13 protein-coding genes are annotated in these 12853 nt (G+C 62.3%); 8 read left to right on the forward strand and 5 right to left on the reverse strand.

Annotated elements, in window-relative coordinates:
* Positions 1 to 3 precede the first annotated feature (3 nt).
* The 7 genes from UCMB321_RS14105 to UCMB321_RS14135 all read left to right on the forward strand — a co-directional run bounded on the left by UCMB321_RS14105 (position 4) and on the right by UCMB321_RS14135 (position 7049).
* On the forward strand, positions 4 to 897 hold the full coding sequence (locus UCMB321_RS14105; protein ID WP_040068005.1) for a MaoC family dehydratase: 894 nt from the start codon (positions 4 to 6) through the stop codon (positions 895 to 897).
* Positions 894 to 2192, forward strand: a complete 1299-nt coding sequence (locus UCMB321_RS14110) for an acetyl-CoA C-acetyltransferase (protein WP_040067741.1) — start codon at positions 894 to 896, stop codon at positions 2190 to 2192. The genes UCMB321_RS14105 and UCMB321_RS14110 overlap by 4 nt, the downstream gene beginning before the upstream one ends.
* A gap of 347 nt (positions 2193 to 2539) precedes the next feature.
* The gene (locus UCMB321_RS14115) at positions 2540 to 2944 is read left to right on the forward strand and encodes a TraR/DksA family transcriptional regulator (RefSeq protein ID WP_040067743.1); all 405 of its coding nucleotides are present in this window, start codon (positions 2540 to 2542) and stop codon (positions 2942 to 2944) included.
* Positions 2945 to 3157: 213 nt separating this feature from the next.
* Positions 3158 to 4774, forward strand: coding sequence for a methyl-accepting chemotaxis protein (locus UCMB321_RS14120; RefSeq protein WP_040067745.1), 1617 nt, complete (start codon positions 3158 to 3160; stop codon positions 4772 to 4774).
* Between the two features lie 484 nt (positions 4775 to 5258).
* The gene (locus tag UCMB321_RS14125; protein ID WP_084615036.1) at positions 5259 to 5726 is read left to right on the forward strand and encodes a hypothetical protein; all 468 of its coding nucleotides are present in this window, start codon (positions 5259 to 5261) and stop codon (positions 5724 to 5726) included.
* The gene (locus UCMB321_RS14130) at positions 5726 to 5929 is read left to right on the forward strand and encodes a hypothetical protein (RefSeq protein ID WP_040067750.1); all 204 of its coding nucleotides are present in this window, start codon (positions 5726 to 5728) and stop codon (positions 5927 to 5929) included. Before UCMB321_RS14125 ends, UCMB321_RS14130 begins: the two co-directional genes overlap by 1 nt.
* A gap of 103 nt (positions 5930 to 6032) precedes the next feature.
* Positions 6033 to 7049, forward strand: a complete 1017-nt coding sequence (locus tag UCMB321_RS14135) for an ABC transporter substrate-binding protein (RefSeq protein ID WP_040067752.1) — start codon at positions 6033 to 6035, stop codon at positions 7047 to 7049.
* A 41-nt stretch (positions 7050 to 7090) separates the two neighbouring features.
* On the opposite strand, the gene UCMB321_RS14140 is transcribed toward UCMB321_RS14135, so the two are convergent.
* The 5 genes from UCMB321_RS14140 to UCMB321_RS14160 form a co-directional block, all read right to left on the reverse strand.
* Positions 7091 to 8206 carry a Gfo/Idh/MocA family protein gene (locus tag UCMB321_RS14140; RefSeq protein WP_040067754.1) on the reverse strand — a complete coding sequence of 372 codons (1116 nt, stop codon included), beginning with the start codon at positions 8204 to 8206 and terminating at the stop codon, positions 7091 to 7093.
* Between the two features lie 89 nt (positions 8207 to 8295).
* Positions 8296 to 9063, reverse strand: a complete 768-nt coding sequence (locus UCMB321_RS14145; protein ID WP_040067756.1) for an SDR family oxidoreductase — start codon at positions 9061 to 9063, stop codon at positions 8296 to 8298.
* Positions 9064 to 9089: 26 nt separating this feature from the next.
* Positions 9090 to 10157, reverse strand: a complete 1068-nt coding sequence (locus UCMB321_RS14150) for a phosphotransferase family protein (protein WP_040067757.1) — start codon at positions 10155 to 10157, stop codon at positions 9090 to 9092.
* A gap of 282 nt (positions 10158 to 10439) precedes the next feature.
* Positions 10440 to 10754: an SCP2 sterol-binding domain-containing protein gene (locus UCMB321_RS14155; protein ID WP_040067760.1), complete on the reverse strand. Its 315-nt coding sequence runs from the start codon at positions 10752 to 10754 to the stop codon at positions 10440 to 10442.
* 62 nt (positions 10755 to 10816) lie between these two features.
* A complete protein-coding gene (locus UCMB321_RS14160; protein WP_040067762.1) occupies positions 10817 to 11527 on the reverse strand; it encodes a histidine phosphatase family protein in 711 nt (236 codons plus the stop codon).
* A gap of 208 nt (positions 11528 to 11735) precedes the next feature.
* Here UCMB321_RS14160 and sohB point away from each other — a divergent pair, with 208 nt between their 5' ends.
* Complete coding sequence (sohB, locus tag UCMB321_RS14165) at positions 11736 to 12758, forward strand: protease SohB (RefSeq protein WP_040067764.1); 1023 nt, start codon at positions 11736 to 11738, stop codon at positions 12756 to 12758.
* The last annotated feature ends 95 nt before the right edge of the window (positions 12759 to 12853 follow it).

The raw sequence follows: 12853 nt of genomic DNA on the forward strand, positions 1-12853 counted from the left end.
ATGATGAAGCCGGATTCCTCCATTCGCATCGTCGACCCGCCGCCTTCCGGCGTCCGCCTGCTCTGGGACGGTTTGTGCAGTTTGCGCAAGCCCCGGCTGGAGGGGCCACCACGATTGCCCGACGAGCACCTGGTCCGTCCGGCGGCGGAGCTGGCGTCCGTGGACATTGCCCGCTATGCCCGGGCCTGCGGTTTTCGCCCCGAGCACGGGGTGCCGTTGTCGTTTCCCCATACCCTGGCCTTTCCCTTGCACTTGCTGCTGCTGACCAGCCCGACCTTTCCCTGGCCGGCCAGCGGCATGGTCCATCTGGCCAATCGCATTCGCCAGTACCAGCGCCTGGAGCCCGGGCAGGCCTTGCGCCTGGAGGTGCACTGCGAGCGTTGGGTGGCACACCCCAAGGGGCAGGCGGTACTGATCGTCACTCGGGCCAAAGGCGACGGCAGCCTGGCCTGGGAAAGCGAAAGCCTGTACCTGCGCCGTGGTGTCAACGCGCCCCTGGGCGAGCCTTGGCAGGGCGTATTGGACCTCGACGAGGCGGCCCTTGTGCGCACGCAGCGCTGGTCGTTGCCGGCGGACCTGGGACGGCGTTTTGCCCGGGTGTCCGGCGACCACAATCCGATCCACACCTCCTGGCTGGGGGCGCGCCTGTTCGGTTTTCCACGGGCCATCGCCCATGGCATGTGGACCCTCGGCCGCGCGCTGGCGGCGCAGCAGCCGCCGCGGCCCCTGGAGGTCGCGCAGCTGACCTGCGAATTCAAGCTGCCGATTTTCCTGCCCGGCAGCGCCACGCTGTGGAATGTGCCGCCAACGGGCACGCGCCATGAATTCGAAGTACGCAACCTGACAGGGGACAAGCCGCATATGCGCGGACTCTTTATCGAGGGCGAACGACCATGAGTGCCTACAGCTTCAACCCGGCACCGGTGCGTCGGGTCGCGATCCTCGGCGGCAATCGGATTCCGTTTGCCCGCTCCAATACGGTCTACGTCCAGGACAGCAACCAGGACCTGCTGGTGGCTGCCTTGCAGGGCTTGATCGATCGCCACGGCCTTGAGGGCAAGCGCTTGGGGGAGTTCGCCGCGGGGGCGGTGATCAAGCATTCGCGGGATTTCAACCTGGCCCGCGAGTCGCTGCTGTCCACCACCCTGTCGCCGCAGACGCCGGCCTACGATGTGCAGCAAGCCTGCGGCACCGGTCTTGAAGCGGCATTGCTGGTGGCCAACAAGATTGCCCTGGGGCAGATTGACGTGGGGATTGCCGGCGGTGCCGATACCACCTCGGACGCGCCTGTCGCGATCAACGAATCCCTGCGCCAGATCCTGTTACGGGCCAATCGGGCCAGGAGCCTGGGCGACAGGCTGCGCAGCCTGCTCGAGGTGCGTCCGTCGATGTTCCTCAAGCCGCTGCTGCCGCGCAACGGCGAACCGCGCACCGGGCTGTCCATGGGCGAACACTGCGAGGATATGGCCAAGCGCTGGCAGATCCGGCGACTGGCCCAGGACGAGCTGGCGCTGACCAGTCACCAGCGGCTCGATGCCGCCTACCAACGCGGTTTCTTCGATGACCTGATCAGCCCTTATCGCGGGTTGAAACGTGATAACAACCTGCGTGCCGATACCAGCCTGGAGAAACTGGCCGGTCTGGGGCCGGCCTACGACAAGCACAGCGGCACCCTGACCGCCGGCAACTCGACGCCGCTGACCGATGGCGCCTCGGTGGTCCTGCTGGCGAGCGAGGCGTGGGCGCAGGCGAACAACCTGCGGGTGCTGGCCTACCTGCGTACCGGTGAAACGGCGGCGGTGAATTTCGTTGACGGCACCGAGGGGCTGCTGATGGCGCCGGCCTACGCCGTGCCGCGGATGCTGGCCCGCGAAGGCCTGACGTTGCAGGACTTTGACTTCTACGAGATCCACGAAGCCTTCGCCGCCCAGGTGCTCTGCACCCTCAAGGCCTGGGAAGACCCCGGCTATTGCCGCGAACGCCTCGGCCTGGACGCGGCGTTGGGCTCGATTGACCGCGGCAAGCTCAACGTCAATGGCGGCTCCCTGGCCTGCGGGCACCCGTTTGCCGCCACGGGTGGGCGACTGCTGGCAAGCCTGGCCAAGGCGATCGACGAGCGCGGCCAGGGTCGCGGACTGATCTCCGTCTGTGCCGCCGGCGGGCTGGGGGTGACCGCTATCGTTGAAAAATGAAACAACAAAATACGCAAGGAGCCGCCCAAGACCACTGTAGGCAAGGTACTACGCCGCGCCTGCGTGACCATTTGTCTCCTTAACAGGCGCTTTGCACGGAATTTCTTGTTATAAACACACTCCGATACGTCTCCACGGGACGGGCGCCAGAGCGTCTGTGCGGGCGTGTCGGACGTTTTTGCTGTCATTTCAGTTGCTGACTCGATAACTCGGCCTTAGACTGCCGCCCCTCGTAAATTGAGTGCCGGGTGGCGCTTGGAATGGACGGCGCCTTTCTGTGCATCCCCTCAGGTGTTCAGAACGCTCCCTAATTCGCCTTAATGCACGTATTTTCTATAGAGAAATCAATGACAAAGGAAAAGTTGCTGGCCATGCCGGCGGACGACTACATGAACGCCGAGCAACTGGCTTTCTTTACCGAGCTGTTGCAAGCGATGAAAGTCGAAACCCACGAGCGTATCGAGCAGAACCGTATTGCCATCGAGAGTCTCGATACCCCGGCTGACCCGGCTGACGCCGCTTCCGTTGAAGAAGAACGTACCTGGCTGGTGAACGCCATCGACCGCGACCAGCGCATGCTGCCGCAACTGGAACAGGCGCTGCTGCGCATCAGCGACGATTCCTTCGGCTGGTGTGACGACAGCGGCGAGCCGATCGGCCTCAAGCGCCTGCTGATCAGCCCGACCACCAAATACTGCATCGAAGCCCAGGAACGTCACGAGCAGATCGACAAGCACCAGCGCCAGGCCTGATCTGCCCCTGTAGGAGCCGGCTTGCCGGCGATCCGGAGCGACGCGGTGTTTCTGTCAATCCGCGCATCGTTCATCGCCAGTAAGCCCACCTCCACGCTTGACCCACAGCAACTATTGTTGATTCAAACGCCCTACAACTAACGGACCATAGCTAATGGCCCTATAGTGGCGTTTAATGCAAAAAAACAACTAGAAGCTCAAGTGGGTAAGCCTATGTCTGGAGAGGGAGTTCTGCCTGGGGTCGTGGCGCAAGCGGACGTGGAAGCGAAACCGGCGCTGTTCTGGCTCACGCCGTTGATACAGAGCGTGGGGTTGGCGCTGTTGCTGTCGGCCATGGCCTTCGCCGGTTGGACCCTGATCGTTTGCCTGCCGCTGGCCTTGTTGCTGGTCTGGTTGCCGCGCCTGCGGGGACGCCAGGCCCCGGCTCCAGTCGTCCAGGGTGGCGATGCCCTGTCGGCATTGACCCGCGACCTGTCCTATACCACCAGCCATAATGCCCTGTCCGCCGCCGGCGTGGCCTTTTCGGTCAAGCAGCTGGCCGGCAAGGTGCAGTCGCAGCTCAACGCCGCCGCGCAGATTGTCGCCAGTGCCGAACAGGTGATCGACACCGAGCGCACGACCTCCCAATTGAGCCAGCAGGCCCTCGGCTCGGCCAGTGAGGCGCGCGGCAGCAGTGCCGAGGGGCATGCGGTGCTGTCGGAGTCCATCGGCCGCATGCACCGGCTCAGCCGGCAGGCCAATGCCAGCCGCGAGCTGATCGAGGCCTTGAGCCTGCGCAGCGAGGAGATCCAGCGCGTGACCCTGGTGATCCAGGCGATCGCCAGCCAGACCAACCTGCTGGCCCTCAACGCCGCGATCGAGGCGGCGCGCGCCGGCGAGCATGGACGCGGCTTTGCCGTGGTGGCCGACGAGGTGCGTGGGCTGGCCGGGCGCACGGCCACGGCGACCGACGAGGTCGGGGTCATGGTGGCCGACATCCAGCAACGTACCACCCAGGTCGTGGAGCAGATCCGTCAGTTGGCCCAGGACCTGGACGGCGGTGTGGAGCAGGTCGAGCATACTGGCCGGCACCTGGAGAATATCGCCAGCCTGGCCGCCAGTGTCGAAGCGCAGGTGGGCGAGATCGCCCGTGGCGCACAGAGCAATCGTGAGCAACTGGACAGCTTGTTCACTGCCGTGGAGCAGATGCGCGGCGACCTGGCCGTCAGCGACCAGCAGACCCGGCACCTGACCGAAGCGGCGATACAGATGGAAGGGCAGGCCGAGACCATCAGCCAGCGCCTGGCCGAGGTCGGCCTGGATGACTACCACCAACGGGCCTACGACCTCGCTCGTGAGGGGGCCGGACAGATTGCCGCGCGTTTCGAGGCGGACATCGAACAGAACCGTATCGGTCTTGATGATCTGTTCGATCGCACTTACCAACTGATTGCCAATACTTCGCCGGCCAAATACCAGACGCGCTTCGATCGCTATACCGATCAGGTCCTGCCGACGATCCAGGAACCCTTACTGGCCCGCCATGAAGGCCTGGTGTTCGCCATTGCCTGTACGCCCCAGGGTTATGTGCCGACCCACAACCAGGCTTTTTGCCAGCCCCTGACCGGCGATCCGCAGCATGACACGCTGCACAACCGGACCAAGCGCAAGTTCGACGACCGTACGGGCATCCGCTGTGGCAGTCACCAACAGCCTGTGCTGCTGCAGACCTACACCCGCGATACCGGTGAGCTGATGCATGACCTGTCGGTACCGATCATGGTCAAGGGCCGCCATTGGGGTGGACTGCGCCTGGGCTACAAGCCGGAAAGCGCGCCGCACAAGGGCTGAGGCCACACGCTATTAGGGTAGGAGGCGCAGGCCCGGCGATTGCTCCGGCAGGGCATTTGCGCCAGACTGAATACTATTGAGTACTTTCTGTCCTGTAGGATACGCTCACCAGCAGTTTGATTGGCCCCAATGGCCTGACGTGTTCTAGAATCACTTCCAGTGCCAGGGGGTTGATTTCATCCTGGGCATTTTTTCAACCTGCATGTCGGAAATTACTTTTTTTCAGGAAGGCCTTCCCTCGCAAATTCAGTTGCCGGTTTCCCGTGATCGGTACAATGCGGTGTTTTCCTTCAAGCGCTGATGACGCTTCGCAGAAGTCATGGGACCTTGTATCCATTAGGCTTTCTGCGCACGGGTGGCCATTGCCAGGCCGCTCGAGCAAACATCAGGGCTTTCTATTCAGTAACCGACGGCAGTGACCGATCGTTTTGTGTTGCCTGGCACTCGCCGGGCGGCTTCATTTTTCGAGTTTGAGGGCTTTTCGTTGGCAGTCAGTAATCTGGATATGCATGCATTGTTTGTGCTGGGTGATCTTCGGGCCAAGCTGGTCAAACAGTTTCAATCACGTTTCGTCTATATCACCGAACAAACCGCCGAAGGCATCTACATTGCCGAGATCGACACCGAAACCTCCCTGGTGGTCGACGACAAGCCGCGTCTGGAGCTGAAGGTGGGCGATCACTTTCGGGCCGCGGTATTGCCCAGTCGCGAGGGCGGCAAGTTCGACATCAAGTTTCGCGAGATCAAACTGACGGTCTATGGCCTGGGCGACTATGCCTATGTCACCGTGCCGGAAGGCCATGGGATCGTGTTCAAGGAAGGGCATGCCGTGGTGATGGTGTTTGCCGCCCACGAACAGTTGCAGGGTGGCTTGAGCAAGACCCTCAAGGACGTGACCAAGAAGGCCGCCCGCTGGCGCAAGGGCGAACTGACGTTCAAGGCCAGCGAGTAATGAGTTCGACCCGGGCCGAGTTCCACCGCCAGCATCTGCCGCAGGCCAGTGCCGAGGCCCGTCGGCTGTTCGAGCGCAAGGCCGAACTGCGGGGTGCCTGGCTCAACTGGGTCGCGGCGCAGCTTTATGCCTTGGGGCCTGCCGAGTATGTCAGCATGGTCCGACGGGAGTTGCAGCAGCTTCAGGCGCAAGACGCCCGTTGATGGATTACGCACCAACCCTGGAACCTCGACTACAGTTCAGTTGACTGAAGCGTTCGGGCTTTCGGTTTTTCGCCGAGAGACGACCCCTGATCGAGGTAATTCCATGAAAGGATTGCGCGCGCTGCTCGTCAGTGCCCTGGCTGTATTCTGTGTCACCGCCATGCCCCTTCAGGTTCGGGCCGCCGCCCAGCCGATCCATTTCGCCGACCTGAACTGGGAAAGTGGCAGCCTGATTACCGACATCCTGCGTTACATCGTCGAAAAAGGTTACGGCCTGCCGACCGACATGTTGCCCGGCACCACCGTGACCCTGGAAACCGCCCTGGCCAAGAATGATATCCAGGTGATCGGCGAGGAGTGGGCCGGACGCAGTCCTGCGTGGGTCAAGGCCGAAGCGGCGGGAGAGGTCGTGGCCGTTGGCGATACCGTCAAGGGCGCCACCGAAGGGTGGTGGGTCCCCGAGTATGTGATCAAGGGTGACCCGGAGCGCGGCATCAAACCTCTGGCGCCGGAGCTGCGCGGGGTCGCGGACCTGGCTCGCTACAAGGATGTCTTCAGGGACCCCGAGGCACCGGGCAAGGGCCGCTTTCTCAACAGCCCGATCGGCTGGACCTCGGAAATCGTCAATCAACAGAAGCTCAAGGCCTATGGCCTGAACGACAGCTACGTGAACTTTCGCAGTGGCTCCGGGGCCGCGCTGGATGCGGAAATCACCTCGTCGATTCGGCGTGGCAAACCGATCCTGTTCTATTACTGGTCGCCGACGCCGTTGCTGGGCAAGTTCAAGCTGGTCCAGCTCCAGGAGCCGGCCTTTGACGCCGAGGCCTGGAAAACCCTGACCGACCCGGACAATCCCGACCCGAAACCGAGCCGTTCCCTGCCTTCGAAGTTGAGCATTGGCGTCTCGTCGCCATTCAAGGCGCGGTACCCGCAGGTGGTGACGTTTTTCGCCAAGGTCGACCTGCCGATCGACCTGTTGAACCAGGCATTGGCGAAAATGAGTGAAGAGCGCCTGCCGACACGCCAGGTGACGCAGGCGTTTCTCAAGGAACATCCGGACGTCTGGAAGGCCTGGCTGCCCGGGGATGTGGCAGCGAAGGTCGCTGCCAGTCTCAAATAGCGTGCAAGGGAGGGCTGTAGGAGCAGCGCTCCCACCCGTTTCTAGAACTCGCTGACGTCGACCCAGCGTTGTTCCCGGGCCGCCTGACGAATCGCCGTCGCCAGGCGCTCCACCTGCCAGGCTTCTTCGAAGTCCGTTCCCGTCTGGCCTTGGCCGGCCAGCGCCTCGATCAGCGCCTGGACCTCCAGGGTCTTGAGCTCGTTGTAACCCAACTGATGCCCGGCGGCGGGGCTGAAGGCCGCGTAACGGGGCTGGTCCGGTCCGGCCAGCAGGCGTTGGAAACCGCTCTGGCCGACGCGACAGAGCCGCAGTTCGTTGAGGCGCTCCTGGTCGAAGGCCAAGGTGCCCCGGGTACCACTGATTTCGAAGCTCAGGTGGTTCTTGTAGCCGTGCTTGAGCCAGCTGCTGCTGAAGGTCCCCCGGGCACCGTTGGCGAAGCGCAGCAGCGCGTGGACCTGGTCATCGACGGCAATCGGGCGGGTCTCCCGGCTGCCGGCGCTGGCGGGACGCTGTGGGTGGACGGTGCGGGTGTCGGCACAGACCGCCGTGATATCGCCGATCAGGTGCCGGGCCATGGCCAGCAGATGGCTGCCCAGGTCGGCCAGTGCGCCGCCGGCATGTTGCGCTTCGCAGCGCCAGGACCAGGGCGAGGCGGGGTCGGCCATGAAATCTTCGCTGAATTCGCCCTGGAAACCGACGATCTCGCCCAGTTCGCCGCTGCGGATCAACTCCCGAGCCAGGTCGATCGTCGGATTGTGTTGGTAGTTGTAGCCCACTCGGGTGATCACGCCGGCCTGGCGCGCCGCGTCACGCATTCGCGTGGCCTGGTCCAGGTCGACCGCCAGGGGCTTTTCGCAGTACACCGCCTTGCCCGCCGCGAGGGCAGCCATGGCCATGGGGAAATGCAGGTGATTGGGCGTGGTGATGGCCACCAGCCCAACCCGCGGATCGTCAATCAGTTGTTGCCAGTCACCGTAGGCCTGCTCGAAGCCCCAGGCCCTGGCGCAGGATTCGGCGCGGTGTGTATCGGCATCCGCCAGCGCCACCAGGCGCAGCTTCAGCGGCAGTTCGAACACCGCACTGGCATTGTGAAATGCCAGTGCGTGGGCGCGACCCATGAAGCCTGTGCCGATCAAGCCTATTCCCAACTCGTCCATCGCCGCATCCTTTGATTGTTATTTTCAGGAAGGGCTATTTATAGAATTTAAATTCAATAAATTCAACTGATGGAATTTTTATTTCGGTATCAGGACAGGAAGCCCCCGTCCACGTTCAGCGCCACCCCGGTGGTGTAGCTGGATGCATCGCTGGCCAGGTACAGCACGGCGCCGGCCATTTCGCTCGGCGCGGCAACCCGCTTGAGGGGGATCTGTTGCAGGGCGGTCTTGAGGATCGTTTCGTTACTCACCAGCGCCGAGGCGAACTTGGTGTCGGTCAGGCCCGGCAGCAGGGCGTTGCAACGAATGCCGAATTGCGCGCACTCCTTGGCGAAGACCTTGGTCATGTTGATCACGGCGGCCTTAGTCACCGAATAGATGCCTTGGAAAATACCCGGGGAGATACCGTTGATCGAGGCCACGTTGATGATGCTGCCACCGCCGTGTTCACGCATCAGCTTGCCGGCTTCCACCGACATGAAGAAGTAGCCGCGGATGTTTACATCGACGGTTTTCTGGAAGGCACTGAGGTCGGTGTCCAGCACGTTGCAGAACTGCGGGTTGGTGGCGGCGTTGTTGACCAGGATGTCCAGGCGCCCGAACTGCTCGCGGATGCCGGCGAAGACCTGGCTGATCTGTTCCATTTCTCCAATATGACAGGCGATGGCAGTGGCTTTGCCGCCCTCGGCGATGATGGCATCGGCGACGTGCTGGCAGCCTTCGAGCTTGCGGCTCGAGACAATCACATGCGCGCCTTGCTGGGCCAGCAGCTTGGCAATCGCCTCGCCGATCCCGCGGCTGGCACCGGAGACAAAGGCGATCTTGCCGTCGAGGTCGAACAACTGGGTCTTGGACATGGTTATTTTCCTTGTTGTAGGCGCGGTCAGAGGCGGGAGGCGCGGATGACTTGCAGGCTCATCTGCTCCAGCAGCTTGTTCATGTGAATGAACTGCGCGAAGCGTTTGTCCTGGGTCTGGCCGTGGAAGAAGCGGTAGTAGATCTGCTGCACGATACCGGCCAGGCGGAACAGGCCGTAGGTGTAGTAGAAATCAAAGTTGTCGATGGCGATCCCCGAGCGTTCGGCGTAGTAGTCGACGAACTGACGACGGGTCAGCATGCCGGGGGCGTGGCTCGGCTGGCGGCGCATCAATTGCACCGGTGCCGGGTCGCCGGCCTCGATCCAGTAGGCCAGGGTATTGCCCAGGTCCATCAGCGGGTTGCCGATGGTGGTCAGCTCCCAGTCGAGCACGCCGATGATCTGCATCGGGTTGTGCGGGTCGAGGATCACATTGTCGAAGCGGTAGTCGTTGTGCACGATGCTCGAGGTCGGATGGTCGGCGGGCATCTTGTCGTTGAGCCAGGCCCGCACGGCTTCCCAGCTCGGCGCGTCGGGGGTCAGGGCTTTTTCGTAACGCTCGCTCCAGCCACGGATCTGCCGCACGACGTAGCCCTCCGGCTTGCCGAGGTCGGCCAGGCCGCAGGCGTTGTAGTCGACCTGGTGCAGTTCCACCAGCCGGTCGATGAAGCTCTTGCACAGGGTTTCGGTTTGCGCGGCATCCAGGCCCAGTTCCGGTGGCAGGTCGGAGCGCAGGATGATGCCTTCGACCCGTTCCATCACATAGAACTCGGCCCCGATCACCGATTCGTCGGTGCAATGTACATAGGCCTTGGGGCAGTACGGGAAGCCGTCCTTGAGCTGGTTGAGGATGCGGAACTCGCGCCCCATGTCGTGGGCGGACTTGGCCTTGTGGCCGAACGGCGGGCGACGCAGGACGAATTCCTGTTCCGGGTAGCGGATCAGGTAGGTCAGGTTCGAGGCGCCGCCGGGAAACTGGCTGATATTCGGCAGGCCGTGCAGGCCTGGAATGTGCGCCTTGAGGTACGGATCGATCAGGCCGACATCGAGCTCTTCGCCTGCACGGATACGGGTGGACTGGTCAGTAAGCGCCATGCTTATCCCTTCTGCTTATTCTGGAGGCCAGAGATTATTGACTAATCTAATGCTCGCCCTGCCTGCCCACAAGCACCGTCCGGTCTTATAGGTCGGCGTGTTGCAGGATGATCAGCGGGCCTGATGTGTCAGCGTAGAGGGAAAGCGTTGTTTGGCCAGGGTGGGGAACGCCGGAGCCGGTTGGCTCGCGACGGAGGTCGACGATAACGCGCGAAACCCGATGCCCGCGATGCCTGGTCGGGCATCGCGAGCGATCGGGTCTCGAATATCCTGAGGCGTGAATCAGGCCGGGAACAGCTCGCTCAGCTTCATCGACAGCATCATGTCGCCTTCGACGCGCAGCTTGCCGCCCATGAACGCCTGCATGCCGTCGGTTTCGCCGCTGACGATGCCTTTCATGGTTTCGCCGTCGGTCACCAGGGTCACGTTGGCATCCGGGTTTTCACCTTCCACCAGTTCGCAGGTGCCGTCCCTGACGATCAGCGAGAAGTGCTGGCTTTCATCGATACGAAAGCCGAAGACGACGTCCAGGCCGGCGGCGGCGGCTGGGTTGAACTTGGCTTTCATTGCTTCTACGGCGTGGGCTACAGAGGTCATGCTTCGATCCTTTTATGGGTAAATACGGCGACGACCCCACAAGGGTCAGGATGGGCCGGAACTTATCGAAAGGTGATCAGCTCCGGGGCCTTCAGCAGTTGCAGGTGCGCTTGACTGTTGAAGGAAGCCAGGGCCACCTCGCGACCGCGAAACTTGAGCAGGTTGAGCGAGGTGTTGACGATCTGCCAGTTCAGCTCGAAGGCTTCCCTGGGCGGAATTCGGGTGATCAGGTGGAGCAGGGCGGTGATGGTCCCGCCGGAGGTGAACACCGCGATTTTCTCGCGATTGTCCGCCTGTTCGAGAATGCGCTGCAGCCCGCCCTCGACCCGGGCGACGAAGCCCTGCCAGCTTTCCAGCTCCGGGGTGTCATGGCGGCCGTCGAGCCAGCGCTCGATGATCAGGGCGAAGAGGCGCTGGAACTCGCCACGGTTTTGCGCGGCGTTGCGCAGGATGTGCAGTGCCTCGGGTTCTTCCGGCAGCAAGCCGGGCAACAGTGCGTGGATGATCGCGTCGGCGTCGAATTCGTTGAAGGCCGAATCGGTCTCGAGCAGAGGAACCGACAGGCCGGCGGCGCTGCACTGCTGCAGGGCGGTAAGCGCGGTATGTTGCTGGCGGCGCAGGTCGCCGGCCAGGCAGCGGTCGAAGCTCAGGCCCAGGTCGGCCAGGTGCTGGCCCAGGACTTCGGCCTGACGAATGCCGATCGGCGACAGCACGTCGTAGTCGTCCGCACCGAAGGAGGCCTGGCCATGTCGAATCAGATAGATGCTGCCCACGTCCGCGTCGTCCCGGTACGTTGAAGGTCTGGCGAGGTTATGAGGATGCCGGAAGCCTGTCAATCAAAAAACATACGCTCGTTTGAAATGTTTGTTAGAGACACAATTCAAGCCGTGCCATAACTGGTCGCAGCACCGTCCCGACGGTATGCTTGAAGTGTCGTGAGCCCCCACAGCCGGGGGTCGCCTGGTTTTGTAAGGAGTCACCGTGGAGTTTCTTGCCGAGTACGCCAGCTTTCTGGCGAAAACCGTCACCCTCGTCATTGCGATCGTCGTGGTCCTGGTGACCGCTGCCTCGCTGCGCAGCAAAGGTCGGCGCAGGTCCGCGGGGCAGCTGCAGGTCAGCAAACTCAACGACTTCTACAAGGGCCTGCGTGAGCGCCTGGAGCAGAACCTGCTGGACAAGGACCAGCTCAAGACCCTGCGCAAGCAGCAGGCCAAGAGCGAGAAAAAACACAAGAAGCAGCACGAGAGCAAGTCGCGGGTGTTCGTGCTGGATTTCGATGGCGATATCAAGGCTTCGGCCACCGAAAGCCTGCGCCACGAGATCACCGCGCTGCTCAGCCTGGCAACGCCCCGGGACGAGGTGGTGCTGCGCCTGGAAAGCGGCGGCGGCATGGTCCACAGCTACGGCCTGGCTTCGTCGCAACTGGCGCGTATCCGTCAGGCCGGCGTACCGTTGACCGTGTGCATCGACAAGGTGGCGGCCAGTGGTGGCTACATGATGGCGTGCATTGGCGACAAGATCATCAGCGCGCCCTTTGCCTTCCTCGGCTCCATCGGCGTGGTGGCGCAGTTGCCCAATGTCAACAAGTTGTTGAAGAAGCATGATATCGATTTCGAAGTGCTGACCGCCGGCGAGTACAAGCGGACCTTGACCGTCTTCGGCGAAAACACCGAGAAGGGCCGTGAGAAGTTTCAGCAGGATCTGGACATCACCCATCATTTGTTCAAGAACTTTGTCTCGCAGTATCGCCCGCAACTGGCCATCGATGAAGTCGCCACCGGCGAAGTCTGGCTGGGTGTCGCCGCCCTGGACAAACAGTTGGTGGACGAACTGAAGACCAGCGACGAATACCTCGCCGAGCGTGCCAAGCAGGCCGAGTTGTTCCACCTGCACTATGCTGAACGCAAAAGCCTGCAAGAGCGTGTCGGCCTGGCTGCCAGCAGCTCGCTGGACCGGGTGCTGCTCAATTGGTGGAGTCGTTTGACCCAGCAGCGTTTCTGGTAACGCCCTGTGCTAATGGCTTCTGTCGATGTTCACCGATGGAAGCCTTCCTGTCAGCTATAAATACGCCCCTCTCTTGCCAAGTGATCAATACGCTG

Source organism: Pseudomonas batumici (genome assembly GCF_000820515.1).
Taxonomy (GTDB): Bacteria; Pseudomonadota; Gammaproteobacteria; order Pseudomonadales; family Pseudomonadaceae; genus Aquipseudomonas; species Aquipseudomonas batumici.